We start from the raw sequence: 26,318 nt of genomic DNA, 5'->3' as shown, positions 1-26,318 counted from the left end.
CATGAGCATCGACGGGCTGCCGCCGCTACGCGAGGTGATCGAGCGTCATGGGTTGCAGGCGAAGAAGGCGCTCGGCCAGAATTTTCTGCTCGACCTCAACCTCACCGGCAAGATCGCGCGCACCGCCGGCGACTTGTCCGATGCAACAGTAATCGAGGTCGGTCCTGGTCCCGGCGGGCTGACCCGCGCCTTGCTCAACAACGGAGCGCGCCATGTGGTCGCCATAGAGCGCGACGAACGTTGCCTGGCTGCTCTTGCCGAAGTGTCCGACCACTATCCCGGCCGGCTGGAGGTTGTTTCCGGCGATGCGCTGAAGACGGATTTCGCAGGCCTTGCCAGCCGAGCGACCGGGAACGGCGGTCCGGTCAAGATCGTGGCCAACCTGCCCTACAACATCGGCACGGAGCTGCTGGTGCGCTGGCTGACGGTCAGCGACTGGCCGCCTTTCTACACCTCGATGACTTTGATGTTCCAGCGCGAAGTGGCCGAGCGCATCGTCGCGCCCGCCGGCAGCGACAGCTATGGCCGGCTAGGGGTTCTTGCCGGCTGGCGGACGGAGGCGAGGATCGCCTTCGACGTACCGCCACAGGCATTCACGCCGCCGCCAAAGGTCACCTCCTCGGTGGTGCATCTGGTGCCGCGCCCGACCCCTCTGTCCGCCGAGGTAAAAAAACTCGGCCGCGTCACCGAAGCCGCGTTCGGCCAACGTCGCAAAATGCTGCGGCAAAGCGTGAAGAACCTCGGCGGCGAGGCCCTGCTCGAACGCGCCGGCATCGATCCGACACGCCGCGCCGAAACGCTGAGCGTCGAGGAGTTCGTGCGGCTGACCAATGCGGTGTAAGAAGCTGCCGATCTCCCACCCCTCGTGGGGGAGATTGGCGCTTCACCGCCTCAGCCCGTCTTCTCGTCCAACAGTCCAGAGACGAAATCGAACAGGCCTGGCCGGCGGTCGCGTCTTAGCCGCTCGGCGACGACGATACCGCGCACTTCGGCGAAGGCGCGGTCAAGGTCGTCATTGACGATGACGAAATCATATTCCTTCCAGTGCTCGATCTCGTTGCGGGCGTTTTTCAGCCGCGTCTCGATCACCGCCTCCTGGTCTTCAGCGCGACGTTTCAGCCGCGCCTTCAACTCCTTCATCGATGGCGGCAGGATGAAGATCGAGACAATGTCGGCGCGCATCTTCTCCTTGAGCTGCTGGGCACCTTGCCAGTCGATGTCGAACAGCATGTCGCGCCCCTCGGACAGCGCCAGTTCGGCCGGTTCGCGCGGCGTCGCATAGCAATTGCCATGCACCTCGGCCCACTCCAGCAGTGCGTCGGAATCACGAAGCCGCTCGAATTCGCGCATCGTCCGAAAATGATAGTGGACGCCTTCGATCTCGCTTCCGCGGCGCGGCCTGGTGGTGACCGAGACCGACAGTTCGAGGCTGGAATCGCTTTCCAGAAGATTGCGCGCGATCGTCGACTTGCCGGCGCCGGATGGCGACGACAGGACGAGCATCAGGCCCCGGCGGCGAATGCGGGACCCCAAATCCTTGGCAACCATCGGCTACTCCAGATTCTGGATCTGTTCACGAAATTGGTCGACCACCGCCTTCAGGTCCAGGCCGATCGCGGTGACGGCTGCGGCATTCGATTTGGAACACAGCGTATTCGATTCGCGGTTAAATTCCTGTGCCAGAAAATCGAGCTTGCGACCGACCGCACCGCCGCCCAGCAGCAGAGCCCGGCCGGACGCGACATGCGTTTTCAGCCGGTCGATCTCTTCGCGAATATCGGCTTTGGTGGCCAGGAACGCCGCCTCCATGTGCAGTCGGGTGGCATCCAGATTGGCGGAAGCGTCCATCAGCAGCCTGACCTGCTCGGCGATGCGTTCGCGAATCACCGTCGTCTCGCGGGATGGATCCGCCTCGGCTCGCAGCGTCAGCACCTCGATCGTGTCGATATGACCCGACAACAGCAAAGCCAGCGCGGCTCCTTCGCCCTGACGTGCCTGTTCGAGCCCGTTCAAGGCCACTTCGAGCGCGACCATGATCGCGGCATCGAGCGCGGCCCTCGCCTCCTCGGTTTCGACGGTTTCAGGAATGTCGAGCACGCCGCGCAGCGAAAGCAATCCATCTGACGTCGCCGCAGCAACGCCGAATTGCTCCTGCAGCCGTTTGGCGAGCCCAGCAAGGTCCTTCAGGAAGGCTTCGTTGACGACCGGCTGCGCCTGCGCGCCAACGGCACGGCCGATGGTCAGCGTCGCCTGGAAATTGCCGCGTGCAAAACGTTTCTGAAGTATCTGCCGGACAGCAGGTTCCAACCGTTCGAAGCCTTGCGGCAGCCGCAGCCGTACCTCGACGCTCTTGCCGTTGACGGACTTGACCTCCCAGGCGATCGAAGTGCCTTCGTGCTCGGCGACGGCACGTGCAAAACCGGTCATGCTCTGCAAATTCATATCGCCCACACGTCCCTGGCACATCGCCCTGAACCGGCTTTCCGGACAGGAGCGAGTGCGGCTTGAAAAAAGACTGCGCCGCAGGCGCGTCGAAATCGGACGCGCGGCGCTCTTCCAAATGTCAGGGCGTTGCCTGTCGGGCAACGCCTTTCTTCATTTACTGGGCAGCGCCCGCGTCACCGCCGCTGGCATCGCTGTCGCCGGTGCCAGTCGTCTTGGCGGCTTTGGCGGCATCATCGGCCTGCTTCTTCAGCAACGCGCGATAGCGGGCGACATTCTCGTTGTGCTCGTCCAGCGTCGCGGCAAAGACGTGCCCGCCGGTGCCGTCGGCAACGAAATAGAGGTCGGCGGTTTTCGACGGATTGGCCACCGCCTCCAGCGCTGCACGACCCGGATTGGCAATCGGCGTCGGCGGCAAGCCATTGATCACATAGGTGTTGTAGGGAGTCTGTTTCTGGATGTCCGACTGGTAGATCGGCCGGTCCGCCGGCTTTCCCTTGCCGCCGAACAGCCCATAGATGATGGTTGGATCGGATTGCAGGCGCATGCCCTTGGCAAGCCGGTTCAGGAAGACGGCGGCAACTCGCGAACGCTCGTCACCCTTGCCCGTCTCCTTCTCGACGATCGAGGCCAGCGTGACGAACTCCTCGACGTTGGCCAGCGGCAGGTCAGGCGCGCGCCGCTCCCAGACATCGTCGACCAGCTTCTTCTGATCCGCCAGCAGCTTGTCGACCATCTGCTGGCGTGTCGCGCCGCGCGTGAAGCGCAGCGTGTCGGTGGCGAGGCTGCCCTCCGGCGGCGTGGTTGCCGGCATGTCGCCGCTCAACGCAGTCTCCTCGGCGATGCGCTGCAATGCCTGGTCGACCGTCAGTCCCTCAGGAATGGTCAGCGAATACATCACCGACTTGCCGCTCTTCAAAAGCTCCATGATATCGCGCATGGAAGCCCTGGGCTTGATCTCGTACTCGCCGGCTTTCAGCGCGGAATCATTGCCGAAGGCCCGCACGCCAAGACGGAATACCCGGGCGTCGCTGATCAGTCCGCGGCGTTCGAGCTGGTCGGCGATATCCTGGACGCCGGTGTTCGGCTTGACCAGGAAGGTGTCGCCATTAGCCGAAGGTCCGGGTTCGGTGAATTCCTGCTTGCCGAAATAGACCGCGACGCCGGCCGCCAGAACCACCAGCATCACCGAGGAGATGACGAAGTTCATGAACACGACGACCTGGCTGCGTGACGCACGCGAGCGCTTCGGCGGTGGCGTGCCAGCCTCTGGCCGCAACGCCTCGCTGGCCGTTTTCGGCACGATCGGGCCGGATGTCGGCGGCCGTTGCCCGAATTCTCCGTTGCCTGCCGGATTTGTGTTCATTTCGCCCTACCGTTTGATCGCCCAACGAATCCCCAGCGGCAGAGTAGGGGCGAATATGGCAAAATTGACGGCACGCCAAAGCGCCGCCCGGCAGCCGGACGATCAGCCATTGTAGCGCTGGAAGACCAGCGACGCGTTGGTCCCGCCAAAGCCGAAGGAATTGGACAGCGCCACGTCGATCTGGCGGGCACGCGGCTTGTTCGGCACCAGATCGATCGCGGTTTCGCGTTCCGGGTTATCGAGATTGATGGTCGGCGGCGCGACATTGTCTCTGATGGCAAGGATAGAGAAGATCGCTTCGGCGGCACCCGCCGCTCCAAGCAGATGGCCGATCGACGACTTGGTTGACGACATCGAAATCTTCGATGCGGCATTGCCGACAAGCCGCTCGACGGCACCGAGCTCAATCGTGTCGGCCATGGTCGAGGTGCCGTGCGCGTTGATGTAGTCGACATCGGCCGGCGTCAACTTGGCCCGGTTCAGTGCCGCCGTCATGCAACGGAAGGCGCCATCGCCATCCTCGGCGGGCGCGGTGATGTGATGCGCATCGCCGGTGAGACCATAACCCGTCACCTCGGCATAGATCTTGGCGCCGCGCGCCCTGGCATGTTCGAGCTCCTCGAGCACGACAACGCCGGCGCCCTCGCCCATGACGAAGCCGTCGCGGTCCCGATCATAGGGTCGCGACGCCATTTGCGGCGAATCATTGCGTTCCGTCGACAGTGCCCGGCATGCGGCAAAGCCGGCGATCGACAGCCGCGTCACCGGCGCTTCGGCGCCACCGGCGACCATCACGTCGGCATCGCCCCACATGATCAACCGGGCAGCATCGCCAATAGCGTGCGCGCCGGTCGAACAGGCCGTGACGACGGCATGGTTCGGGCCTTTCAGCCCGTGCCGGATCGAAACCTGCCCGGAGACGAGATTGATGATCTGGCCCGGGATGAAGAAAGGGCTGATGCGGCGCGGGCCGCGCTCCTTGAGGATCGTCGCGTTCTCGGCGATGCCCTCGATGCCGCCGATGCCGGAGCCGATCAGGACGCCGGTGGCACACCGCTCTTCATGCGTCTTGGGTTCCCAGCCGGAATCCTTCAGCGCCTCGTCGGCGGCGGCAATCCCATACAGGATGAAGTCGCCGATCTTGCGCAGTTCCTTCGGCTCGAGCACGGCCTCCGGATTGAAGGTGGCATTGCTGCCGTCACCACGCGGAATGACGTGGGCGATCTTGCAGGCAAGATCCTCCACCTCGAACTCAGTGATGCGCTTGGCAGCGCTGCGGCCGGTCAGAAGTTCCTTCCAGCTGTGCTCGAAGCCCATGCCGAACGGCGACAGCAACCCAAGGCCCGTGACGACGACACGCCTCATCGCAGGTCCTCCCCGGTGATGACTGCGGAAAGCGTCAGGCCGAAGCCTTGTCGATGTACTTCACGGCATCGCCAACGGTCAGGATGGTCTCAGCCGCATCGTCGGGAATCTCGACGCCGAATTCTTCTTCGAACGCCATGACGAGTTCGACCGTGTCGAGGCTGTCGGCGCCCAGATCATCGATGAAGCTCGCCTGCTCCGTCACTTTGTCGGCATCGACGCCAAGGTGCTCGATGACGATCTTCTTGACGCGCTCTGCGGTGTCACTCATTTGGGCATCCTCGTCTTTTGTTTGTCTGTCTTCGTTAGCGGGCAGAATGCCGCTAATCAAGCTGAAAGATGGTCCTGCCGGAAACGCAACGACTACGGACCGGTTTTTGCCCGAACCGCCGGGTTGCGGGCCGCATTACACGAAAAATAGCTGAGGTCCAAGCCGAAATGGTCTCTTTTCACAACCCGCCGGCGTTGCTGCCGAACCTCGTTAGATCATCGCCATGCCGCCATTCACGTGGATGGTCTGGCCGGTGACGTAGGCGGCTTCGTTGGAGGCGAGATAAGCGACGGCGGACGCGACTTCAACGCTGGTGCCCATGCGCCGCGTGGGGATCGCCGCCATGATCGCCTCTTTCTGCTTGTCGTTGAGCTTGTCGGTCATCGCCGATTCGATGAAGCCCGGGGCGACGCAGTTGACGGTGATGTTGCGGGTGGCGATCTCCTGTGCCAGCGATTTGGAAAAGCCGATCATGCCGGCCTTTGAGGCGCAATAATTGGTCTGGCCGGGATTGCCGGTGACGCCGACCACCGAGGTGATGTTGATGATGCGGCCATGGCGGCGGCGCATCATCGGATGGGTGAGTTCGCGGGTCAGCCTGAACACGGCGGTCAGGTTGACTTCGAGCACGGTGTCCCAGTCGGCATCCGACATGCGCACGAACAGCCCGTCCTTGGTGATGCCGGCATTGTTGACCAGGATGTCGACGCCTTCGAGATCGGCCTCGGCTTTCTGGCCGAGCGCCTTGACCTCGTCACGGTTCGACAGGTTGGCCGGGAACAGCTTGACCCGGTCGCCAAGCTCGCTAGCCAGCGCTTCCAGTTTCTCGACGCGGGTGCCATGCAGGCCGACGATCGCGCCCTGCGCATGCAGCATCCTGGCGATCGCCTCACCGATGCCTCCCGATGCGCCGGTGACGAGCGCCTTGCGGCCAGTCAATTCGAACATGTGTTTAATCCTCTTTCAAATCGGACAGCCCGCGAATTGGCTATCTGTAGACGTCGCCGTTCCAGAAGTCTTCGGCTCTCAGAATGCCTTCTTCGCCGCTCCTGATCCGCCCGAGCACCTCGGCGGCAAGGTAGTAATCCTCTACATCCTCAAGGCCCCGCTCAATGAATTCGCGCAGATAGTAAGCCTTGCTGCGACCGGTTTCGGCCGAAAGCGAATCCAACCGTCGCTCGACTTCAGAAGAAAGACGGATCGATGTGGGCATGCCGCACCTCGTTGCGATGCATGTATGTGGTCATGCGCCGGTGAATTCAAGTTGCGCAGCTCAACGAAGCGCCACCAGCACTGCCTCGACCTCAGCCGCGGAGCCGACCGACGCGGTGGCAATGTCGCGGTTGATGCGCCGCGCCAATCCTGAAAGCACCTTGCCGGCGCCGATTTCGTAAAGCGTGGTGATGCCGTTCGCGCCGAACCACTCCACCGTCTCGCGCCAACGCACGCGGCCGGTTATCTGTTCGACCAGGCGGCGGGCGATCTCGTCCGGATCGCTGGTCGGGCTAACCGTGACATTGGATAGGACGGGAACCACCGGCGAATTCTTTGTCACGCCGGCCAGGGCTTCCCGCATGACGTCGGCCGCGGGCGCCATCAGCGCGGAGTGGAAAGGCGCGGAAACCTGCAGCATCAGCGCTCGCTTGGCGCCCTTTTCCGTGCACAGTTTCGCCGCCAGTTCGACCGCAGCCTTGGTTCCGGAAATAACCAGCTGACCGCCGCCATTGTCGTTGGCGATCTGACAGACCGACCCTTTGGATGCCTCGGTGCAGGCTGCTTCGACATCGGCCTGTTCCAATCCGATGATCGCCGCCATGGCGCCCTCGCCGGCCGGCACCGCCGCCTGCATGGCATTGCCGCGTATGCGCAGCAACCGGGCGGCATCGGCAACCGAAACGAAGCCAGCAGCGGCCAACGCCGAATATTCGCCCAGCGAATGACCGGCGACATAGGTGACCTTGCCTTTCAGCGAGAAGCCGCGCGATTCCAGCGCCCGGACCACGGCCAGGGACACCGCCATCAGTGCCGGCTGCGCGTTTGCGGTCAGCGTCAACGCCTCTTCCGGCCCTTCCCAGATCAGCTTCGACAAGTTCTCACCAAGTGCGTCGTCGACTTCCTGGAAGACCCTGCGCGCTTCGGGGAAGGCGTCGGCGAGATCCTTGCCCATGCCGACCGCCTGGCTGCCTTGTCCGGGAAAGGTGAATGCGACGGCCATGCGAGGGCTCCCAAGGGCTGGTTTTGCTTGCCTGAAGACGGGTTTTTCTTGCCTGTGAGGCATGGCGGGGCGCCAAGTCAAGCCCGGTTCGACCCTGCCCGACGGCCGCCTCATCCGCCGAGTGCCTGTTCCGAAAGGCTTTTTGGCGATCACTCCTGATGAAAACCGCTCACGATTCGTTTGCTGGCTCTTCTTATTTTGGCCACAGGCGCTAGCTTTGCGTGACAATTCCATGACAATCGAGTGACGTGTTTGTCGCTGGGTGGGGAAGTTTAAGTGGCAAAGAGTTACAAACGCGCCGGCAAGCCCGCGCCACAGTTCCTGGAAGACGACCCCTCCACCGGCTATCTGCCGGGCAGGAGATGGCCGGTCGTGCGCTATGGGCTTGTCAGCCTGGCGATCGCGGCCGTCCTGGTGTTTGCGATCGAACTGATCGTGCGCGGCGATTTTGCTGGCACCGTCTCCTTCTTCCTGCAGCCGCTGAAGCCCGGCTGGACCACCATCGTCGTCTTCGCGCTGATCCTGATCGGCCTCGATGCGGTGCTCGGCCGCAGCCATCAGAGCCTGATGATCGTCGCGCCGCTGACGCTATCCCTTGCCTTCGTCGGCCACCAGAAGTCGCATTATCTCGGCGATCCGCTCTATCCCACCGATTTCCTCTATGCCCGCCAGATCTTCGCGCTGCTGCCGCTTTTGGTGCGCGACCGGCCGATGACCGCGCTCGCCATGGTCGTCGGCATCGTCGCCGGCCTGTCACTGCTCGTCTACGGCTGGCGGCTGTGGCGCCGCAAGGTTCCCGCGCTCAGCCGCAAGGGCCGCCTTGCCCGGCTGACGCTGGCCGTGCCGCTGCTCGCCTTCTTCGTTTCGATCATGGACTACGCCACCTTCTCCTGGACCAGGGACCGGCTGCAGATCATCCCGATCATGTGGGACCAGAAGGAAAACTATGCCTCCAACGGTTTTGCGCTGGCCTTCGCCCTCAATGTGCCGATGGCGCATGTCTCGGCGCCGCCAGGCTATACCGACAAAGCGATCGCGGCGATCGGCAGACCTGATGTAACCGCCTCGGTGCCGGCCGAGAAGCCCGACATCATCATCGTCATGAGCGAATCCTTCTGGGATCCGACCAAGCTGCCCGGCGTCACCATCACGCCCGATCCGATCCCCAACGTGCGGGCGCTGCGCTCGGGCTCGATGTTCTCGCCGGAATTCGGCGGCATGACCGCCAACATCGAGTTCGAGGCCCTGACCGGCTTTTCCAACGCCTTCCTGCCGGCCGGCAGCATCCCCTATCAGCAATATGTGCGCACGCCGACGCCTTCGCTGGCAACCTTCCTCAAGAGCCAGGGTTACCGGGCGCGCGCCATCCATCCCGGCACCAACTGGTTCTGGAACCGTGGCGCGGTCTACGCCGATTTCGGCTTCAACGACTTCAAGTCGGAAGAGACGCTGCCGCCCATGCAAAAGCGCGGGCCGCTGGCATCGGACGCGGCGATGACCGACGAGATCATCAGCGAGGCCGACGCCAGCGACGAGCCAGTGTTCTTCTTTGCCGTCAGCCTGCAAAACCACGGTCCTTACGAGCCGAACCGCTATTACAATCCGACGCATACGGTGAAGGCGCCGATCAGCCAATGGGCGCGCGAATCGCTGCTTAGCTATGCCGAGGGTTCAGCCGATGCGGATCGCGGCCTTGAACGCCTGGTCGAATGGGCGAAGAAACGCTCCCGTCCCACCGTGATCGCCTTCTTCGGCGATCATCTGCCGCCGCTGGGGCCGGTCTACGTCGAAACCGGCTTCCTCAAGGACAATGTCGCGCCGCGCAAGGAAGCGTCGCCCGAGGCCGCCCTCGAACACCACGAGACGCCGCTGGTCATCTGGTCGAACCGCACCGGACCGGCTGAGCACATGGGTGCCGTCAGCCCAGCCTTCCTGCCCTATCATATCCTGAAAACGGCCGGGATCAGCCATCCCTACTACACCGGCTTCCTGGGCGAGATGAGCGAACGCTACCGTGTCGTCGACCGCAATCTTCTGCTGACGCCGGCTGGCGAAGCCACGCCCGATTGGGCGCGACAAAAGGAGATCGATCCGGCGATCCGCGATTTCCGCCTGCTGCAGTACGATATGATGTTCGGCAAACGCCACGCGGCACCCGACTTCTTCCCCGAAACGGTCGACAAGATTGTCGCCGCCCATACGAGTTGAGACCGCCTTTAGTTCGTCAATTGCAGCTTTGAGAACTTGTTGGCAATCTGCTGGAAGACGTCCGGCAATTTGGTCGGATCGTTGACTGCATAATAGCCGCTCGGATCAGAGGCGCAGGCGCTGTAAAGCGCACGGTTGGCTGCGGTGTCGGACTGCAGCACCATGGTGTAGATCTGCACGCCCTGGTCCTTCAATTGGGTGCAGACGCTTTTGGTCCAGCCATCGACGTTGCGTGCCGCCGTCGTCTGGTTATCCGATCCGAAACGACCGCCGGCCAGATAGCCATATGATGTGTAGTCAGACTTCGTCGGCTGTTGGCTGGCGCCATAGACGACGTTCTCACCGTCGGTGAGCAACAGCACGATCTTGCTGATGCCGGGCGTCTTCCACGGCGCTCCATCGGTGTAGGGCGCGGCGGGCGACAGCACCCGCATACCCCATGACAGGCCCTCGGAGACATTGGTGCCCGAACCGTTCCACTCGGTCATCTGACTGGCTGCCTTGCGCAGCTTGTCGAAATCGTCGGTCAGGGCGACCACCGGGGTCGGACACGCACGGTTCGGGCCGATAGTGATGGGAGAGCCGGTCTCGGTGATGAGTTCCTTGGCGGGCGCAACATATTTGGCGATCTTTTCCCTGGCAGCCCTGTCATCGGGTGACAAAAGGTCGATGAGGTTGCCGAGCAGGTTGCTGAGATCGATGCCCAGAATGTTGATGCCCGACTGGGCAAGCCTGGTTTTGTCGCTGACATCGTTGAGGTAGGAGTTGTTGTAGTATTTGTCCGAATTGCCATAGGCGCCAGACGGCTTTTGGGCGTCTTCGGGATCGTCCGGCGCAAAGTACGGCACGAACAGCGTGTCGGGCTTGGCCGTGTCGGGTGGCGTGTCGGAGATATTGTAAGCGCCTGGCCGCGCCTCGACACAACCCTTCCATCCGGTGCCATTCCATCCGGCATCGGTCCATCCGGTCTTCTTGAGCTGTTTGAAAAGCGCCATGTGGTTCGGTCGCTTGCCGTCGATGACGGGAAAATTGACGCCGTTGGTCGAGGACTTGCCGTCCATGTCGATCCAGGACGGATCGAAGCCGTCGCCATTGACGTTGACAGCGGTTACGAAAGGAACCAGCGAGGCGCGGATCTTGCGCGTCGGCGATTTCGCCGCTTCGAGCGTGTCGAGCAACGATTTTGTCGCCGTCCTCAACGCCGTCATGCGCGCGCCGGCCATCGAGCCGGTGTTGTCCAGCACCAGCACGACTTCGAGCTGGTTGTTCGATTCGACCGCCGAGGCATCGACGACGATGCGCTTGCTGTCGCCGAACAGGAAGGCGAAGTTGAGATTGACGTCCGCCGAGGCAACCGCCTTTGTCTTGACGAAGTTGACGCCCTTGTCGACAGTCAACGTCGCCTGCGCATTGCCGAGCTCGCCATGACCGACGATGTTGGCTTGGAAATAGCGGTTGAAAGCGTCATTGCGGGTGATGTCGAGATCGCCAAGGTGCGAGGAAGCAAGGTTTGCCGAATCGAGAGCGTTCTGCAAATTGCTCTTGGCCCGCATAAGGGTCGAGACATCGGTTGCGAAAGCGACTGCTGTCAGGATGACCGGCAAACCCAGTGCCAGCACAAGCGTGAAATTGCCGCTCTTCGAGCGCCAGAATTTGTCGAGAAGCATCCTTACCCCCGGAAATGCTTGCCGCTTTTGTGCGGTCGTCCGGGCTTTTGCGCCTTCCATGATGAATCGACCGTTGACGGCTGGGCTTCAACTCCACACAACCTTCTAGTGTGGTTAAGACGTGGTTCCCGGAAACCACAACTTCCGCCGTTGCTGCTCCCCGATCGTCACGTGGGACACACGGGAATGCCGCTTGCCCTTGCTTTACGGTCGGATTGCTATATAGACGCCCGCAATCTGCCGGTCCTTGCTGGGGGCTGAACGGAGGGCCGGAGGTTTTTTAGAACCTTCGTGTGAAGCCGGAAGTGCTTCCGCCTCCCGTGTCTCCGCTCTCGACCGTCTCGTTATGCTCCTTTCTTCCCCCTGCCCCTTCGAGGGTTTGCGGGTCAGAGAAGTTGCAGAGGCTTTTGCCGCCGGGAACCGGGAGAGAAACGAAGAAAGGCATAAGACATAATGGCTCTTTACGAACATGTGTTTCTTGCCCGGCAGGACCTCTCGCAGCAGCAGGTCGATGCTCTTGTCGAACAGTACAAGGGTGTCATCTCCGCGAATGGCGGGTCCGTCGGCCGGGTCGAGAATTGGGGACTGAAGTCCCTCACCTACCGGGTCAACAAGAACCGGAAGGCTTACTACACGCTGATGGACCTGAATTGCCCAGCGGCCGCGCTCAACGAGATGGAGCGCCAGATGGGCCTGTCCGAAGACGTGCTGCGCTTCCTGACCATCAAGGTCGAGGCGCATGAGGAAGGCCCGTCGGCCATGATGCAGAAGCGCGAAGAGCGCTCGGAACGCGGCGGCTTCGGCGACCGCGACCGTGGCGATCGTGGCCCGCGCTCGTTCGGCGACCGTGATCGCGGCGACCGTGGCGATCGTCCGCCGCGCTCGTTCGGCGACGCCGGTGCCGATCGTGGTCCGCGCCGTCCGCGCGAAGGCTTTGAAGGGGGTGCAGAATAATGGTCGACATCAATCAGATCCCGACCCGGCGCCCGTTCCATCGCCGCCGCAAGACCTGCCCGTTCTCAGGCGCCAACGCGCCCAAGATCGACTACAAGGACGTGCGTCTCCTGCAGCGCTACATTTCCGAGCGCGGCAAGATCGTGCCGTCGCGCATCACCGCCGTCAGCCAGAAGAAGCAGCGCGAACTCGCCAAGGCAATCAAGCGCGCCCGCTTCCTCGGCCTGCTGCCCTACGTGGTTCGCTAATAGCGTCAATGCGGGCGGCTCGCCGCCCGCTCCTCTCCCACGGCGACGGGCGCCGCAGGGTTGGACATCAAATCCCGGGTTGAGGTCAAAAACCTCTAACTGCCGCGACAGGCAGGACAGCGACACCAGCGCCCCCGGGCGCTCAAGCTTCCTGACCTGTTCCAGAGACATTCGGCGTCGATCTCATCGATTGATTGGCGCCCAACCGAAGGAACAAAACCATGGACGTCATTCTTCTCGAACGCGTTTCCCGCCTCGGCCAGATGGGCGACACCGTCAAGGTCAAGGACGGCTTTGCCCGTAACTTCCTGCTGCCGCAGGGCAAGGCGCTGCGCGCCAACGAAGCCAACAAGAAGAAGTTCGAAGGCCAGCGCGCCCAACTCGAAGCCCGTAACCTCGAGCGCAAGTCGGAAGCGGCCCAGATCGCCGAAAAGCTCGACGGCAAGAGCTTCATCGCCGTCCGCTCCGCCGGCGAAACCGGGCAGCTTTACGGTTCCGTTTCGACCCGCGACATCGCCGATCTGCTGACGGCGGAAGGTTTCTCGATCAACCGCAACCAGATCCTGCTCAACCAGCCGATCAAGACCATCGGTGTCACCAATGTGGCGATCGCGCTGCATCCGGAAGTCGAGGTCACCGTCACGCTCAACATCGCCCGCACGGCCGACGAAGCCGAGCGCCAGGCCAAGGGCGAGACACTGACCACTGCCGAAGCCATCTATGGCGACGACATCAACGACAACGCCCGGCCGGAGAACTTCTTCGATCCGAACACCGAGTTCGAGGGCGGCGAAGACAACGCCTGATCACACTTCGCAAGACGATTGGAGCCATGGGCTGATCACGACTTAAAGCCAAGCTCCGATCACTTTGCCGTCATCCAGCCATGCTGGACCAATGCCCGGGTCTCTCGCCCGGGCATTTTTGTGCCAAATGGAACTTTTCGAACCCCTATATATTGTTGCAGACTATGGCGTAGCGCGTCCTTTGGCCGCGCAAAGCACGCTGTGCAACTTTGGTTCGGCGCAAGACCCCCGGCGAAATCGATACCGATTTTCGCGGTCACGCGCCAAGGCAGCCTGTCTGGCCGAGAGGGGACATTTGGTCATGAATATTCTGTTGAAGCGCGTTCTCGACCGCCTGGTGCGCACCGGCAATCTCAAGGTGACCGGCCCCAAGGGCTCGGCTGTGATTTTCGGCGACGGCAGCGGCGAACCGGTGCACATGCATATCAAGACGGCGCATGCCGAGCGCGCCATCACCTTCGATCCGATGCTGGCAGTGCCAGAGTCCTACATGGACGGCGAACTCGACATCCTCGAAGGCGGCGTGCTGGGCGTGATGCGCATCGCCTTCCAGAATATGGGCAGCGGCGGCATCGACGCCACCTGGTCGAAGGCCATCGAAGGGCTGCGCCACGCCTTCCGCCGCCTGCAGCAGATCAACACCGCCTCGCGCTCGCGCCGCAACGTGCAGCGCCACTACGATTTGTCGGGCGACCTCTACCGGCTCTTCCTTGACCAGGACATGCAGTATTCCTGCGCCTATTTCGAGCAGCCGGACATGACGCTGGACGAAGCGCAGGCCGCCAAGAAGCGCCACATCGCCGCCAAGCTCCGGCTGAAAGCCGGCCAGACGGTGCTCGACATCGGCTCCGGCTGGGGCGGGCTTGGCCTCTACCTCGCCAAAGCGTTCGACGTCGACGTGCAGGGCGTGACGCTGTCGACCGAGCAGCATGGCGTCGCCACCGACCGGGCGCACGCGCAAGGGCTGGAAAGCCGCGTGCATTTCGAGCTCAAGGACTACCGCGAACTCAACGAGCGTTTCGATCGCATCGTCTCGGTCGGCATGTTCGAGCATGTCGGCGTCAACCACTACCGTACGTTCTTCGACAAGAGCGCGACGCTGCTCAAGCCCGATGGCGTGATGCTGTTGCACACGATCGGTCGTTCCGGCGTGCCGTGGGCGACCAGCGCATTCATCCGCAAATACATCTTCCCGGGCGGCTATATCCCTTCGCTCTCGGAAGTCATGCCGGCGATCGAAAAGTCGGGCCTGGTCGTCACCGACGTCGAGATCCTGCGGCTCCACTATGCCGATACGCTGAAGCACTGGGGCGAGCGCTTCGCTGCCAACCGCGACAAGGCCAAGGCGATCTATGACGAGCGCTTCTGCCGCATGTGGGAATTCTATCTGGCGGCCTCGGAAGCCGCCTTCCGCTGGCAGGACCTGGTCATCTTCCAGATCCAGATCACCAAGAAGAACGATACGCTGCCGATGTCGCGCGACTACATGGCCAAATGCGAAAAGGCGCTCGAGATGCGCGATATGGGGCATCGTGAAACGGCTCCCGTCAAAAAGAGTCCGACCGCCAAGCCGGCTCGTCGCCGCAAGGTTGCGGACCAGGAATAGCATTGCCGCTTGCCATTGCCGGCGCCTGCACTGAAAAAGGTCCCGTGACCGTCGCGGGACCTTTTTCATGACCTACGTCCTCTATGCCGCCGCCGCTCTGGCCGAGATCGCCGGCTGCTTTTCGTTCTGGGCCTGGTGGCGGCTGGATAAGTCGCCGCTTTGGCTTCTTCCCGGCCTCGGCTCGCTTGCCCTGTTCGGCCTCCTGCTGGCGCTGGTCGACACGTCAGCCGCCGGTCGCGCCTACGCCGCCTATGGCGGCATCTACATTGCGGCATCGCTTGGCTGGCTGTGGCTGGTGGAGGACGTGCGCCCCGACCGCTGGGATTTTGCCGGCGCGGCGCTCTGCATTGCCGGCGCTTCCGTGATCCTTCTCGTCCCGCGGGGCGCGTGAGATGGAGTTGCCGGCATCCCTTCGCCAAGGTGTCGAGCGCTTGCTCGAAAACGTTCCGCTGGCTGTACTCAAACAAGCGGCAAAAACGCTGTCCGACCGTTATCGTGCCGAATTGCGCGACGGCCGTCTGCACATGGCCGAGGATCTGGCGGTGAAAGCCTATCTGGCGACGCGGCTGCCGGCGACCTATGCCGCGATCCGCACCAGTCTCGATGCGCTGAGCGATGCCAAGCCCGCCTTCCAACCCAAGAGCCTGCTCGATGTCGGCGCAGGTCCTGGTACTGCGCTTTGGGCCACGACTGAGCTGTGGCCCGATCTCGAACAGGCTGTGTTGTTCGAAGCCAGTGCGGCGGTACGCAAGGTCGGCGAGACACTTGCCGCCGGTGCGATTGCCGCCCAGACGAGGTGGCTGGCGGGTGATGCCACCATCGACCTTGCCGACCTCAAGTCGGCCGATCTGGTCACTTGCGCCTATGTGCTCGATGAAATCGCTCCCGCATCACTGCCGAAGCTCATCGACCGCCTCTGGCAACTCACCGCCGACACGCTGCTTGTGGTCGAGCCGGGCACCCCTGCCGGCTGGCAGCGCATCCTTGCCGTGCGCCGGCAGTTGATCGAGGCGGGCGCGCATGTGCTAGCGCCTTGCGCGCATCAGGCGCCCTGCCCGCTGATCCAGCCCGACTGGTGCCATTTTTCCCGCCGCGTCGCCCGCTCGCGCCTGCATCGGCTGGCCAAGGATGCCGACGTGCCGTGGGAAGACGAGAAGTTCATCTATGTCGCGGCTTCCCGAGAACGGCCCACTTCGCACCAGGCGCGGGTTCTTGCGCCGCCGAAATCCGGCTCCGGCAAGGTTCTGCTCAAGCTTTGCCAGGACGACGGTACCGCCGCCGAGCGCTTGTTCACCAAGCGCGACGGCGCCGACTTCAAGCTCGCCCGGCGGCTGGACTGGGGCGACAGGCTGGGTTCCGAATAGGCGGCAGTGGCGTTTCGAACCGCTCCGAAGAAAAATTCGGAGCGATGTCGAATCCAGGCCGTGCCGTTCGACCATTGGCGTTCTCGGATCTTTCGAGACGCCAAGAGTGTCAAACGGCATCAGCCAACAGGAGAGACGCAATGAGCTATATCGCAGGATTTGTCGCCGCGGTGCCCGCCGCCAACAAGGAAGCCTATCGCAAGCATGTCGCCAAGGCGGCATCGGTGCTGAAGGAGTTCGGCACCACCCGGATGGTCGAGGGATGGGGCGACGACGTGCCCGGCGGCAAGATCACCGACTTCAAGGGAGCCGTGAAGGCAAAGCCGGATGAGGTCATCACCTTTTCGTGGCACGAATACGCGGACAAGGCGGCGGCGGACGCTGCCTATCAGACGATGATGAGCGACCCGCGCATGGCGGAGATCGGCGCGTCCATGCCCTTTGACGGCAAGCGCATGATCATCGGCGGTTTCACGCCGTTCATCGACCTGAACACGACCGGCAAGACCGGCTATATCGATGGCTCGCTGGTGCCGGTGCCGGCCGCCAACAAGCAAGCCTACCTTGCCGTGGCGGCGAAGCAGGCCGCGGTGATCAAGGAACATGGCGCAACCCGCGTCGTCGAGGCGTGGGGCGACGATGTTCCCGACGGCGAGATCACCGATTACCGCAGCGCCGTGAAAGCGACGGGCGATGAGGTTGTCGTCTATGCCTGGGTCGAATGGCCGTCGAAGCAGGTGCGTGACGACGCCTGGAAGAAGGTGATTGCCGATCCGCGCATGTATGCCGACACCATGCCCTACGACAACCAGCGCCGGGTCCACGGCGGCTTCGCACCGATCCTCGACGCCTGATCCCAAGAACCCTAGACAATCCTGGAAAAGGAAACCCACCATGCGTTATGCCTGTCTCATCTACTACCACCCCAAGACGCTGTTCGGCGGCAGCCCGCAAGCCAACGCCGTGCTGGCCGAATGCGCCGGATATGACGAGGTGCTCAGGGCCAGCGGCCACTTCGTAACCGCCGAGGCCCTGGTGTTGCCGGAAGAGGCGATGACCGTGCAGGTCCGCGACGGCAAGATGTCTTCGGTCGACGGCCCGTTCATGGAGACCAAGGAAATCCTGGGCGGCATCATCGTCATCGAAGCCCGTGATCTCAATGAAGCGGTGCGGGTGGCGAGCGGCCATCCGCTGGCAACGATCGGCTTTATCGAAGTCCGTCCGGTCGTCGACTTCAGCCAGCCGCCGCCGGTCCTGTGAGCACCGCCGGCCCGCGCGACGCCCTGGAGGCGGCCTACCGCACCGAGGCGCGGCGCGTGCTGGCGACCTTGATCCGCCTGCTCGGCGGTTTCGACGCGGCGGAGGAGGCCTTGCATGAGGCCTTCACTGCTGCCGCCGAACAATGGCCGCGCCAGGGTGTGCCGGCCAATCCCTATTCCTGGCTGGTCTCGGCCGGCCGCTTCAGGACCATCGACCGCTGGCGCCGGGAAGCGCGGCTGGCCGGGGCTCTGCCCGAGCTCACGGCTCTGGCCGAGCCGACACCGGAGCCGGCCATGCCGGAAGACATCCAGGACGATGAATTGCGGCTCATCTTCGTCTGCTGCCATCCGGCGCTGGCGCCGGATGCACGCATCGCCCTGACCCTGCGCGAAGTGGGTGGTTTGACCACCGAAGAGACCGCCCGCGCCTATCTGACGCCGGCACCGACCATTGCGCAACGCATCGTGCGGGCCAAGGCGAAGATCCGCGACGAGGCCATCCCTTACGAAGTGCCGGACCGCGACGACCTGCCGGCGCGTCTCGAGAGTGCGCTGCAGGTGATCTACCTGATCTTCAATGAGGGTTACGCGGCAACCGAGGGGCCGAACCTGACGCGGGCCGATCTGTGCGCCGAGGCGATCCGGCTCGGCCGGCTGATGGTCGAACTGCTCGACCAGCCGGAGGCGCAAGGGCTGCTGGCCCTGATGCTGCTGCACGAGGCGCGGCGCGCGACGCGGGTCGACGCCAGCGGCGACCTTGTCCTGCTAGAGGATCAGGACCGCACGCTGTGGGACCGTTCGCTGATCGCCGAGGCCGACGGCCTGATCGGTCGGGCGATCGCCTCGCGCCGCATCGGACCTTACATCCTGCAGGCGGCCATTGCTTCCGTCCACGCCGAGGCGGCAGGCACGGCGGAGACCGACTGGGTACAAATCGTCGCGCTTTACGATGTGCTCGGCCGCGTCGACCCCTCGCCGGTCGTGGCACTCAACCGCGCCGCGGCCATAGGCATGCGCGACGGCCCGCAGGCCGGACTGGCGGCAATCGAGGCGGCCATGGGACAAGGCGGGCTGGACGGCTACCATCTGGCGCACGCGGCGCGAGCAGAAATGCAGCGCAGGCTTGGCTTGACCGAAGCGGCAAGGACCTCCTACCGGCGGGCGATCGAGTTGACCCGGCAACCGGCGGAACGCCGGTTCATCGAGGGGCGACTCGGTCAGCTTTGAGCGGGATGGCTGCACAGGGCACCATTCTTGTTTTCCCGTTTTGTTCTCCCTGTAGATGCGCTACAATCGTTCTTTCGATTCGAGTCAATTGTGATTCTTTCCACCGAAAAAACTCGGCTGTGAATCGCGGGTATCAAAGCTGATTGGACAGGCACTGGTGCAGATAAGTCAGCATGGACTTGTCACGTTCTGATATCGAGAAGCCGGGATCGAAATCGGGGACATCATGGCAGAAGCAGCGCGAAAATTCGGCGTCGCGGAAACACCGCTTTATCGTGAAGCGCCAAACAACATCGAGGCCGAGCAGGCGCTGCTCGGCGCGATCCTGGTCAACAACGATGCCTTCTACCGCGTCTCGGACTTCCTCAAGGCCAGCCATTTCTACGAGCCGCTGCACCGCAAGATCTTTGAGGTGGCGTCCGAGTTCATCCGCATGGGCAAGGTCGCGACGCCGATAACGCTAAAAACCTTCCTGCCGGCCGACGAGAAAGTCGGCGACATGACGATGGCGCAATATGTCGTGCGGCTGGCGGTGGAGGCCGTTACCGTCGTCAACGCCACCGACTATGGCCGCGCCATCTATGACCTTGCGACGCGCCGCGCGCTGATCACCGTCGGCGAGGACATGGTCAACATCGCCTATGACGCGCCGGTCGACATGGCGCCCGGCGAACAGATCGAGGACGCCGAACGCCGCCTGTTCGAGCTGGCCGAAAACGGCCGCTACGATGGCGGCTTCGAGAGTTTTTCCGATGCGTTGAAGAACGCCGTCGACATGGCCAGTGCGGCTTACATGCGCGACGGTCACCTATCCGGCATTGCCACCGGCCTGCGCGATCTCGACCACCGCATGGGCGGCCTGCAGCCATCCGATTTGATCATCATCGCCGGCCGCCCAGGCATGGGCAAGACGTCGCTGGCCACCAACATCGCCTACAACATCGCGGCCGCCTATGAGCCTGCCCAGCAGGCCGACGGTTCGGTCAAGGCGGCCAATGGCGGCGTCGTCGGCTTCTTCTCGCTCGAAATGTCGTCGGAGCAGCTGGCCACCCGCATCATCTCCGAGCAGACCGAGATACCATCTTCGAAAATCCGGCGCGGCGATTTGACGGAAGCCGATTTCGGCAAGCTTGTCGCCTACACGCAGGAGAACCACAAGCGCCCGCTCTACATCGACCAGACGGGTGGTATCTCGATCGCCCAGCTCGCGGCGCGCGCCCGCCGCCTCAAGCGGCAGCGCGGGCTGGACCTGATGGTCATCGACTATATCCAGCTGATGCAGGGTTCGTCCGCCAAGGCATCGCAGAACCGCGTCCAGGAAATCACCGAGATCACCACCGGACTGAAGGCACTCGGCAAAGAGTTGGGCGTGCCGATCATCGCCCTCTCACAGCTCTCGCGTCAGGTCGAAAGCCGCGACGACAAGCATCCGCAGCTGTCCGATCTGCGCGAATCGGGCTCGATCGAGCAGGACGCCGACGTCGTGCTGTTCGTGTACCGCGAGGAATATTACATCAAGAACAAGGAACCGGAGAAAGGCACGCCCGAGCACCTCGCCTGGGAAACGAAGATGATCGAGGTCCAGGGCAAGGCCGAAGTGATCATCGCCAAGCAGCGCCATGGCCCGACCGGCACCGTCAGCCTTGCCTTCCAGGGCGAGTTCACCCGCTTCTCCGACCTCGCCGAGGAGCATCATCTGCCGGAAAGGTTCGAGTAGCTTTTTGACCTACCGTCGCGCTCTGTCACACCCCCCTCTGTCCTGCCGGACATCTCCCCCGCAAGGGGGGAGATTGGATGTCGTTACCGATTTCGCCAATCGCCGACGTGGCAGAGATGGTGCTGTAGTCAAAACTGCCAATCTCCCCCCTTGCGGGGGAGATGTCCGGCAGGACAGAGGGGGGTGTGAAGGAACGCCCCGCTTTCCCAATTTTCAGCCTGCGGCGACGTAATGGCAAAGTCACGCGTCCAATTCATCTGCCAGAGTTGCGGATCGGTGCATCAGCGCTGGGCCGGCAAATGCGATGCCTGTGGCGAGTGGAACACGCTGGTCGAGGAAGGCACGTCCGGCGGCATCGGCTCGGGACCAGCCAACACGCGCAATGCCCGCAAGGGCCGCGCGGTGGTGCTGACCACGCTGTCCGGCGATATCGAGGACGCGCCGCGCATCATCTCGGGCATTGGCGAACTCGACCGCGCCACCGGCGGCGGTTTCGTGCGCGGCTCGGCGTTGCTGGTCGGCGGCGACCCCGGCATCGGCAAGTCGACGCTGCTCACCCAGGCGGCCGCGGCGCTGGCATCAAAAGGCCATCGCATCGTCTATGTTTCCGGCGAAGAGGCGGTCGCGCAGATCAGGCTGCGGGCGCAGCGGCTTGGCGTCGCCTCTTCTCCGGTGGAACTTGCCGCCGAGACCAATGTCGAGGACATCCTGGCGACGATCGCCGACGGCAAGCGGCCTGATCTCGTCATCCTGGATTCGATCCAGACGCTGTGGACCGACCTTGCCGATTCGGCGCCTGGGACCGTCACACAGGTGCGCGCCGCCGCCCAGGCGATGATCCGTTATGCGAAATCCACAGGGGCGGCGATCGTGCTGGTCGGCCATGTCACCAAGGAAGGCCAGATCGCCGGGCCGCGCGTCGTCGAGCACATGGTCGACGCCGTGCTCTACTTCGAAGGCGAAGGCGGCCATCACTATCGCATCCTGCGCACGGTGAAGAACCGTTTTGGACCGACCGACGAGATCGGCGTCTTCGAAATGTCGGACAAGGGCCTGCGCGAGGTCGCCAATCCGTCCGAGCTTTTCCTTGGCGAACGCCATGCCAAATCGCCGGGGGCGGCGGTTTTCGCCGGCATGGAGGGGACAAGGCCGGTGCTGGTCGAGATCCAGGCACTGGTCGCACCCTCCTCGCTCGGCACGCCGCGCCGCGCCGTCGTCGGCTGGGACGGCGCCCGGCTGTCGATGATCCTGGCGGTTCTCGAAGCCCATTGCGGCGTGCGCTTCGGCACTCACGATGTCTATCTCAATGTCGCCGGAGGCTACCGGATTTCGGAGCCCGCGGCCGATCTGGCAGTGGCGGCCGCCCTGGTTTCCTCGCTCACCGGTCTTGCCCTTCCCGCCGATTGCGTCTATTTCGGCGAAATCAGCCTTTCGGGCGCCGTGAGGCCGGTTGCGCATGCGCAACAGCGCCTCAAGGAAGCCGAAAAGCTGGGTTTTGGAAGCGCGGTTCTGCCCTCGGGCAGCGGGGAACTGGCCGGGGGGATCGGGGCCGGTTCTTTCCAGCCGACCGAGCTTGCCGACCTCGTGGCACGCATAGCCGGCTCACGCCGAAGCCGCGTGGACGAAGAAGATTAGAGCATCGGACCCAGAACCCGATGCTCCGCGCTATAATGCGGCTCATGGAGTGGGGCGAAAGACATGCCGATTACGCTGCTTGACGGAATTCTCGTCGGCTTCACTCTGGTCTCGGCGATGCTCGCCATGGTTCGCGGCTTCTCGCGCGAAGTCCTGTCCGTCGTCTCCTGGGCAGCGGCGGCAGCGGCGGCGTTCTTCTTCTACAAGCCGGTTGTGCCTTACCTCGCGCCCTACATCGAGAATGAAAAGGTCGCCATGGCGGCGGCCGCCGGCGTGGTTTTCATCATCGCGTTGATCGTCGTCTCGGTCATCACCATGAAGCTAGCCGACTGGATCATCGATTCCAGGATCGGCGCACTCGATCGTACGCTCGGTTTCCTTTACGGCGCCGCGCGCGGCATCCTGGTCGTTGCCGTCGCCCTGCTGTTCTTCAACTGGCTGGCCGGTGCCAAGGCACCAGCCTGGGTCACGGAGGCCAAGTCGCGGCCGCTGCTCGAACAGATCGGCGCCAAGCTCGAAAGCCTGCTGCCCGAGGATCCGGAAAACGCGATCCTCAAGAAGCTCAATCCGAATCAGCCGGCCGCCGAGACACCAGCTGCTCCGGACGCACCGGCGGCGGATGCTCCGGCGGGCGGCGACGATGCCAACACGCCGGCGCCTGACGACAATGACGCAACACCACCGGCCAACAACGCTCCGGCACCGACGGCACCGGCAAACTGACGCCGAAAACGACGTCAGGATCTGACGATGGTGTGAACGACCGCACGGCCCGCGTTGCTTTCGGCGCGAACCCGCATTATATGGCGATTTTAGCGGAGCTTAAGATGGCAGACGCAGACGACGTGCTTTCCGCCGAGGCCGACGACCATTTCCACGACGAATGCGGTGTGTTCGGCATTTTCGGCCGGCAGGACGCGGCAGCCATCGTCACACTGGGCCTGCATGCGCTGCAGCATCGTGGCCAGGAAGCGGCAGGCATCGTTTCTTATGACGGCAGCCAGTTCCATGTCGAACGCCATGTCGGCCTGATCGGCGACACCTTCACCAAGCAGCGCGTCATCGACAGCCTGCAAGGCAACCGCGCCATTGGCCATACCCGCTACGCCACGACTGGCGGCGCCGGCATGCGCAACATCCAGCCCTTTTTCGCAGAATTGGCCGATGGCGGCTTCGCCGTCGCCCACAACGGCAATCTGACCAACGCCATGACCGTGCAGCGCGCGCTGCAGAAGCAAGGCGCGATCTTCTCCTCCACCTCCGATACCGAGACGCTTTTGCACCTTGTCGCCACCAGCAAGGAGCGCGATTTGAACTCGCGTTTCATCGATGCGGTGCGGCAGGTCGAGGGCGCCTTCTCGCTGGTGGCGATGACGGCCAAGAAGATGATCGGCTGCCGCGATCCGCTCGGCATCCGGCCGCTGGTGCTCGGCGATCTCGACGGCGCCTGGATCCTGGCCTCCGAAACCTGCGCGCTCGACATCATCGGCGCTCGTTTCGTTCGCGACCTGAAGCCCGGCGAGATGGTCGTCGTCACGTCCAAGGGTATTGAAAGCCTGTTCCCCTTCGAACCGCAGAAGACCCGCTTCTGCATCTTCGAATATGTCTATTTCGCGCGGCCGGATTCCTCGGTCGAAGGCCGTAACGTCTATGAGGTGCGCAAGCGCATCGGCGCCGAGCTGGCGGTTGAAAGCCCGGTCGAGGCGGACATCGTCGTGCCGGTGCCGGATTCGGGCACGCCGGCGGCGATCGGCTTCAGCCAGGCCGCAGGCATTCCCTTCGAGCTCGGCATCATCCGCAATCATTATGTCGGCCGCACCTTTATCCAGCCGGGCGATTCGATCCGCCACATGGGCGTCAAGCTGAAGCACAATGCCAACCGCCGCATGATCGAGGGCAAGCGCGTGGTGCTGGTCGACGACAGTATCGTGCGCGGCACCACCAGCCAGAAGATCGTGCAGATGGTGCGCGACGCCGGCGCCAAGGAGGTGCATATGCGCATCGCCTCACCGCCGACACGCGCCTCCTGCTTCTACGGTGTCGACACGCCGGAGAAATCGAAGCTCCTGGCATCGCGCATGTCAATCGAGGAGATGGCCGAGTTCATTCGCGTCGATTCGCTCGGCTTCCTCACCATTGACGGGCTCTACCGCGCCGTCGGCGAAGCCAGCCGCGACAACGACCAGCCGCAATTCTGCGATGCCTGCTTCACCGGCCAGTATCCAACCCGCCTGCTCGACTTCGAAGGCCACGACAATGTGCGCACGCTGTCGCTGCTGGCGACGAGCGGGACGTAGGCCGGACCGTCATCAGCGTTAGTCAAATTCCCGGAATCCATCGCATGACCCTCGACCTTACCGGCCGCGTTGCGGTCGTCACCGGCGCCTCGCGCGGTATCGGCTATTTCATGGCCAAGGAATTGGCTGCCGCCGGCGCGCATGTCATTGCGGTGGCGCGCACTGTCGGCGGACTGGAAGAGCTCGACGACCAGATCAAGACGGCCGGCGGCCAGGCGACACTGGTGCCGCTCGACCTCGCCGACATGGCCGGCATCGACCGCCTGGGCGGCGCCATCCACGAACGCTGGGGCAAGCTCGACATTCTCGTCGCCAATGCCGGCGTTCTCGGCGTCATTTCGCCGATCGGTCATGTCGAAGCAAAAACCTTCGAGAAGGTGATGACCATCAACGTCACCTCGACCTGGCGGCTGATCCGCTCGGTCGACCCTCTGCTGCGGCTCTCCGATGCTGGACGAGCGATCATCCTATCTTCCAACGCAGCGCACTCGGCGCGTGCCTTCTGGGCGCCCTACGCGGCGTCCAAGGCCGCGGTGGAGACGATGATGCGCTCCTGGGCGCATGAGACGCAGAGCCTGCCGCTCCGGGTCAACGCCGCCGACCCCGGCGCCACCCGCACCGCCATGCGTGCCCAGGCAGTGCCGGGCGAGGATCCCGAGACGTTGCCGCACCCCGCCGAGATCGCCAAACGCATCGTGCCGCTGGCCAGCCCGGAGCTGAAAGAGACCGGATTGATCTTCCAAGCCAAGCACAATCGCTTCGTCGCCTATCGCCAGCCGGAATAAAACTAGAGCCTTTTTGACGCATGTCGGTTTCCCAAAAACCGCTGCACACTTTTAGGCGACATGCGTAGGGATTAAACAGGCCTCCGGCAACGTTTCTTCTGATGTAACCCGTCGAAGACCAACCGGAGGACCGACATGCGTAGACTGCTTCTCGCCACCGCCGCCACCCTGATCGCAGCCGCGGGCGCCGCTTACTCGCAAGATGCCAAGATGAGCTTCTTCGTTACCAGTGTCGGTTCCGGCAAGGGTGCCGACCTCGGCGGCCTCAAAGGCGCCGACGCGCATTGCGCGTCGCTGGCGGAAGCCGCTGGCGTCACCGGCAAAAGTTGGGCCGCCTATCTGTCGACCAGCGACACCGACGCCCGCGACCGCATCGGCAAGGGGCCATGGGTAAACGCAAAGGGCATCAAGATCGCCGACGATGTCGCCTCGTTGCACAGCGATGCCAACGGCATCACCAAGCAGACAGCGCTCAACGAGAAAGGCGAAGCGGTCAACGGCCGCGGCGACACGCCCAACCGCCACGACGTGCTGACCGGCTCCAAGCCCGACGGCACCAAGATCGCCGACCAGACCTGCGGCGACTGGACGATGAGCGGGGCGGAAGGCGCCGCTATGATGGGCCATCATGACCGCGCCGGCCTCGACGATTCGGCAGCGGCCAAATCCTGGAATTCCTCGCACGCTTCGCGCGGCGGCTGCAGCCAGGAGGCGCTCAAGGGCACCGGGGGCGACGGCTTGTTCTATTGTTTTGCCACCAACTGAGCCGATTTCGCTTCGAAATCGGGCTGCGAAACCCCCGTCACATCACGCGGCTGTGATGTGACGATGGAAGGCTGCGCCGCCGTCATGCTTTCGTCATTTCCGTGGAGTTGGTAAGGATCAC

27 protein-coding genes are annotated in these 26,318 nt (G+C 63.3%); 18 read left to right on the top strand and 9 right to left on the bottom strand.

Features of this window, described 5'->3' with window-relative positions:
• The first annotated feature begins 1 nt into the window (after position 1).
• Positions 2 to 841: a 16S rRNA (adenine(1518)-N(6)/adenine(1519)-N(6))-dimethyltransferase RsmA gene (gene rsmA / locus NKH95_RS05065; protein ID WP_352609739.1), complete on the top strand. Its 840-nt coding sequence runs from the start codon at positions 2 to 4 to the stop codon at positions 839 to 841.
• Positions 842 to 891: 50 nt separating this feature from the next.
• Here the strand turns inward: rsmA and gmk are convergent, their stop codons facing one another.
• The 3 genes from gmk to mltG form a co-directional block, all read right to left on the bottom strand.
• A complete protein-coding gene (gene gmk, locus NKH95_RS05060; RefSeq protein ID WP_013532512.1) occupies positions 892 to 1,548 on the bottom strand; it encodes a guanylate kinase in 657 nt (218 codons plus the stop codon).
• 3 nt (positions 1,549 to 1,551) lie between these two features.
• Positions 1,552 to 2,442 carry a YicC/YloC family endoribonuclease gene (locus NKH95_RS05055; RefSeq protein WP_352442178.1) on the bottom strand — a complete coding sequence of 297 codons (891 nt, stop codon included), beginning with the start codon at positions 2,440 to 2,442 and terminating at the stop codon, positions 1,552 to 1,554.
• Between the two features lie 157 nt (positions 2,443 to 2,599).
• The gene (gene mltG, locus NKH95_RS05050; protein WP_352442177.1) at positions 2,600 to 3,652 is read right to left on the bottom strand and encodes an endolytic transglycosylase MltG; all 1,053 of its coding nucleotides are present in this window, start codon (positions 3,650 to 3,652) and stop codon (positions 2,600 to 2,602) included.
• Here mltG and NKH95_RS05045 point away from each other — a divergent pair.
• A complete protein-coding gene (locus NKH95_RS05045) occupies positions 3,651 to 3,923 on the top strand; it encodes a hypothetical protein (protein WP_352442176.1) in 273 nt (90 codons plus the stop codon). The two genes, mltG and NKH95_RS05045, sit on opposite strands and share 2 nt — an antisense overlap.
• On the opposite strand, the gene fabF is transcribed toward NKH95_RS05045, so the two are convergent.
• From fabF to fabD, 5 genes are all read right to left on the bottom strand, one after another.
• The gene (fabF, locus tag NKH95_RS05040; protein ID WP_352609745.1) at positions 3,911 to 5,173 is read right to left on the bottom strand and encodes a beta-ketoacyl-ACP synthase II; all 1,263 of its coding nucleotides are present in this window, start codon (positions 5,171 to 5,173) and stop codon (positions 3,911 to 3,913) included. The genes NKH95_RS05045 and fabF overlap by 13 nt on opposite strands.
• A gap of 34 nt (positions 5,174 to 5,207) precedes the next feature.
• On the bottom strand, positions 5,208 to 5,444 hold the full coding sequence (locus NKH95_RS05035; protein WP_006203723.1) for an acyl carrier protein: 237 nt from the start codon (positions 5,442 to 5,444) through the stop codon (positions 5,208 to 5,210).
• Positions 5,445 to 5,654: 210 nt separating this feature from the next.
• Entirely contained in the window at positions 5,655 to 6,392 is a 738-nt protein-coding gene (fabG, locus tag NKH95_RS05030) for a 3-oxoacyl-[acyl-carrier-protein] reductase (RefSeq protein ID WP_023813762.1), read from the bottom strand.
• 40 nt (positions 6,393 to 6,432) lie between these two features.
• On the bottom strand, positions 6,433 to 6,657 hold the full coding sequence (gene relB, locus NKH95_RS05025) for a type II toxin-antitoxin system RelB family antitoxin (RefSeq protein WP_352631894.1): 225 nt from the start codon (positions 6,655 to 6,657) through the stop codon (positions 6,433 to 6,435).
• Between the two features lie 60 nt (positions 6,658 to 6,717).
• Positions 6,718 to 7,659: an ACP S-malonyltransferase gene (gene fabD / locus NKH95_RS05020; protein WP_352631896.1), complete on the bottom strand. Its 942-nt coding sequence runs from the start codon at positions 7,657 to 7,659 to the stop codon at positions 6,718 to 6,720.
• A 276-nt stretch (positions 7,660 to 7,935) separates the two neighbouring features.
• Between fabD and NKH95_RS05015 the strand changes: the two genes are divergently transcribed.
• Entirely contained in the window at positions 7,936 to 9,867 is a 1,932-nt protein-coding gene (locus NKH95_RS05015; RefSeq protein WP_352442174.1) for an LTA synthase family protein, read from the top strand.
• An 8-nt stretch (positions 9,868 to 9,875) separates the two neighbouring features.
• Here NKH95_RS05015 and NKH95_RS05010 read toward each other — a convergent pair whose 3' ends face one another.
• Entirely contained in the window at positions 9,876 to 11,534 is a 1,659-nt protein-coding gene (locus tag NKH95_RS05010; protein WP_352442173.1) for a pilus assembly protein TadG-related protein, read from the bottom strand.
• Positions 11,535 to 11,987: 453 nt separating this feature from the next.
• Between NKH95_RS05010 and rpsF the strand changes: the two genes are divergently transcribed.
• From rpsF to NKH95_RS04935, 15 genes are all read left to right on the top strand, one after another.
• Entirely contained in the window at positions 11,988 to 12,488 is a 501-nt protein-coding gene (rpsF, locus tag NKH95_RS05005) for a 30S ribosomal protein S6 (protein WP_013532520.1), read from the top strand.
• Positions 12,488 to 12,736 carry a 30S ribosomal protein S18 gene (gene rpsR, locus NKH95_RS05000; RefSeq protein ID WP_006203718.1) on the top strand — a complete coding sequence of 83 codons (249 nt, stop codon included), beginning with the start codon at positions 12,488 to 12,490 and terminating at the stop codon, positions 12,734 to 12,736. Before rpsF ends, rpsR begins: the two co-directional genes overlap by 1 nt.
• A 221-nt stretch (positions 12,737 to 12,957) precedes the next feature.
• Complete coding sequence (gene rplI / locus NKH95_RS04995; protein ID WP_127289263.1) at positions 12,958 to 13,542, top strand: 50S ribosomal protein L9; 585 nt, start codon at positions 12,958 to 12,960, stop codon at positions 13,540 to 13,542.
• Between the two features lie 301 nt (positions 13,543 to 13,843).
• Positions 13,844 to 15,148, top strand: a complete 1,305-nt coding sequence (locus tag NKH95_RS04990) for a cyclopropane fatty acid synthase (protein WP_023813756.1) — start codon at positions 13,844 to 13,846, stop codon at positions 15,146 to 15,148.
• Positions 15,149 to 15,215: 67 nt separating this feature from the next.
• A complete protein-coding gene (locus tag NKH95_RS04985) occupies positions 15,216 to 15,539 on the top strand; it encodes a YnfA family protein (protein WP_023813755.1) in 324 nt (107 codons plus the stop codon).
• A gap of 1 nt (position 15,540) precedes the next feature.
• On the top strand, positions 15,541 to 16,512 hold the full coding sequence (locus NKH95_RS04980) for a small ribosomal subunit Rsm22 family protein (RefSeq protein WP_023813754.1): 972 nt from the start codon (positions 15,541 to 15,543) through the stop codon (positions 16,510 to 16,512).
• Positions 16,513 to 16,652: 140 nt separating this feature from the next.
• Positions 16,653 to 17,366: a DUF1428 domain-containing protein gene (locus NKH95_RS04975; RefSeq protein WP_352722765.1), complete on the top strand. Its 714-nt coding sequence runs from the start codon at positions 16,653 to 16,655 to the stop codon at positions 17,364 to 17,366.
• Positions 17,367 to 17,406: 40 nt separating this feature from the next.
• On the top strand, positions 17,407 to 17,772 hold the full coding sequence (locus NKH95_RS04970) for a YciI family protein (RefSeq protein WP_128303068.1): 366 nt from the start codon (positions 17,407 to 17,409) through the stop codon (positions 17,770 to 17,772).
• On the top strand, positions 17,769 to 18,998 hold the full coding sequence (locus tag NKH95_RS04965) for an RNA polymerase sigma factor (RefSeq protein ID WP_352722766.1): 1,230 nt from the start codon (positions 17,769 to 17,771) through the stop codon (positions 18,996 to 18,998). The genes NKH95_RS04970 and NKH95_RS04965 overlap by 4 nt, the downstream gene beginning before the upstream one ends.
• A gap of 226 nt (positions 18,999 to 19,224) precedes the next feature.
• Positions 19,225 to 20,715 carry a replicative DNA helicase gene (locus NKH95_RS04960; protein ID WP_127261333.1) on the top strand — a complete coding sequence of 497 codons (1,491 nt, stop codon included), beginning with the start codon at positions 19,225 to 19,227 and terminating at the stop codon, positions 20,713 to 20,715.
• 231 nt (positions 20,716 to 20,946) lie between these two features.
• Positions 20,947 to 22,350 (top strand): DNA repair protein RadA, encoded by a 1,404-nt coding sequence (gene radA / locus NKH95_RS04955; RefSeq protein WP_023813748.1) that lies wholly within the window; start codon positions 20,947 to 20,949, stop codon positions 22,348 to 22,350.
• Positions 22,351 to 22,413: 63 nt separating this feature from the next.
• Entirely contained in the window at positions 22,414 to 23,073 is a 660-nt protein-coding gene (locus NKH95_RS04950) for a CvpA family protein (protein WP_352442167.1), read from the top strand.
• 104 nt (positions 23,074 to 23,177) lie between these two features.
• Positions 23,178 to 24,647: an amidophosphoribosyltransferase gene (gene purF, locus NKH95_RS04945; protein ID WP_013532528.1), complete on the top strand. Its 1,470-nt coding sequence runs from the start codon at positions 23,178 to 23,180 to the stop codon at positions 24,645 to 24,647.
• A gap of 44 nt (positions 24,648 to 24,691) precedes the next feature.
• Entirely contained in the window at positions 24,692 to 25,432 is a 741-nt protein-coding gene (locus NKH95_RS04940) for an SDR family NAD(P)-dependent oxidoreductase (RefSeq protein ID WP_352442166.1), read from the top strand.
• Positions 25,433 to 25,567: 135 nt separating this feature from the next.
• The gene (locus NKH95_RS04935; protein WP_128303064.1) at positions 25,568 to 26,197 is read left to right on the top strand and encodes a hypothetical protein; all 630 of its coding nucleotides are present in this window, start codon (positions 25,568 to 25,570) and stop codon (positions 26,195 to 26,197) included.
• Positions 26,198 to 26,318: the final 121 nt, after the last annotated feature.

The sequence above is a fragment of the Mesorhizobium sp. M0848 genome, assembly GCF_040319805.1.
Classification (GTDB): Bacteria; Pseudomonadota; Alphaproteobacteria; order Rhizobiales; family Rhizobiaceae; genus Mesorhizobium.
The sequence above is the reverse complement of the archived record's forward strand: the minus strand, read 5'-3'. Positions and strand labels throughout refer to the sequence as shown.

Excerpts from the sequence above, each read along its gene's own strand:
- rpsF (WP_013532520.1), top strand. The coding sequence starts at position 11,988 with ATGGCTCTTTACGAACATGTGTTTCTTGCCCGGCAGGACCTCTCGCAG.
- NKH95_RS04950 (WP_352442167.1), top strand. The coding sequence starts at position 22,414 with ATGCCGATTACGCTGCTTGACGGAATTCTCGTCGGCTTCACTCTGGTC.
- fabG (WP_023813762.1), bottom strand. The coding sequence starts at position 6,392 with ATGTTCGAATTGACTGGCCGCAAGGCGCTCGTCACCGGCGCATCGGGA.
- NKH95_RS05045 (WP_352442176.1), top strand. The coding sequence starts at position 3,651 with ATGAACACGACGACCTGGCTGCGTGACGCACGCGAGCGCTTCGGCGGT.
- gmk (WP_013532512.1), bottom strand. The coding sequence starts at position 1,548 with ATGGTTGCCAAGGATTTGGGGTCCCGCATTCGCCGCCGGGGCCTGATG.
- rsmA (WP_352609739.1), top strand. The coding sequence starts at position 2 with ATGAGCATCGACGGGCTGCCGCCGCTACGCGAGGTGATCGAGCGTCAT.
- relB (WP_352631894.1), bottom strand. The coding sequence starts at position 6,657 with ATGCCCACATCGATCCGTCTTTCTTCTGAAGTCGAGCGACGGTTGGAT.
- radA (WP_023813748.1), top strand. The coding sequence starts at position 20,947 with ATGGCAAAGTCACGCGTCCAATTCATCTGCCAGAGTTGCGGATCGGTG.
- NKH95_RS05055 (WP_352442178.1), bottom strand. The coding sequence starts at position 2,442 with ATGAATTTGCAGAGCATGACCGGTTTTGCACGTGCCGTCGCCGAGCAC.
- NKH95_RS04940 (WP_352442166.1), top strand. The coding sequence starts at position 24,692 with ATGACCCTCGACCTTACCGGCCGCGTTGCGGTCGTCACCGGCGCCTCG.
- fabD (WP_352631896.1), bottom strand. The coding sequence starts at position 7,659 with ATGGCCGTCGCATTCACCTTTCCCGGACAAGGCAGCCAGGCGGTCGGC.
- purF (WP_013532528.1), top strand. The coding sequence starts at position 23,178 with ATGGCAGACGCAGACGACGTGCTTTCCGCCGAGGCCGACGACCATTTC.
- NKH95_RS04935 (WP_128303064.1), top strand. The coding sequence starts at position 25,568 with ATGCGTAGACTGCTTCTCGCCACCGCCGCCACCCTGATCGCAGCCGCG.
- NKH95_RS05035 (WP_006203723.1), bottom strand. The coding sequence starts at position 5,444 with ATGAGTGACACCGCAGAGCGCGTCAAGAAGATCGTCATCGAGCACCTT.
- NKH95_RS04970 (WP_128303068.1), top strand. The coding sequence starts at position 17,407 with ATGCGTTATGCCTGTCTCATCTACTACCACCCCAAGACGCTGTTCGGC.
- NKH95_RS04960 (WP_127261333.1), top strand. The coding sequence starts at position 19,225 with ATGGCAGAAGCAGCGCGAAAATTCGGCGTCGCGGAAACACCGCTTTAT.
- fabF (WP_352609745.1), bottom strand. The coding sequence starts at position 5,173 with ATGAGGCGTGTCGTCGTCACGGGCCTTGGGTTGCTGTCGCCGTTCGGC.
- NKH95_RS04985 (WP_023813755.1), top strand. The coding sequence starts at position 15,216 with ATGACCTACGTCCTCTATGCCGCCGCCGCTCTGGCCGAGATCGCCGGC.
- mltG (WP_352442177.1), bottom strand. The coding sequence starts at position 3,652 with ATGAACTTCGTCATCTCCTCGGTGATGCTGGTGGTTCTGGCGGCCGGC.
- NKH95_RS04990 (WP_023813756.1), top strand. The coding sequence starts at position 13,844 with ATGAATATTCTGTTGAAGCGCGTTCTCGACCGCCTGGTGCGCACCGGC.
- NKH95_RS05010 (WP_352442173.1), bottom strand. The coding sequence starts at position 11,534 with ATGCTTCTCGACAAATTCTGGCGCTCGAAGAGCGGCAATTTCACGCTT.
- NKH95_RS04980 (WP_023813754.1), top strand. The coding sequence starts at position 15,541 with ATGGAGTTGCCGGCATCCCTTCGCCAAGGTGTCGAGCGCTTGCTCGAA.
- rpsR (WP_006203718.1), top strand. The coding sequence starts at position 12,488 with ATGGTCGACATCAATCAGATCCCGACCCGGCGCCCGTTCCATCGCCGC.
- rplI (WP_127289263.1), top strand. The coding sequence starts at position 12,958 with ATGGACGTCATTCTTCTCGAACGCGTTTCCCGCCTCGGCCAGATGGGC.
- NKH95_RS04975 (WP_352722765.1), top strand. The coding sequence starts at position 16,653 with ATGAGCTATATCGCAGGATTTGTCGCCGCGGTGCCCGCCGCCAACAAG.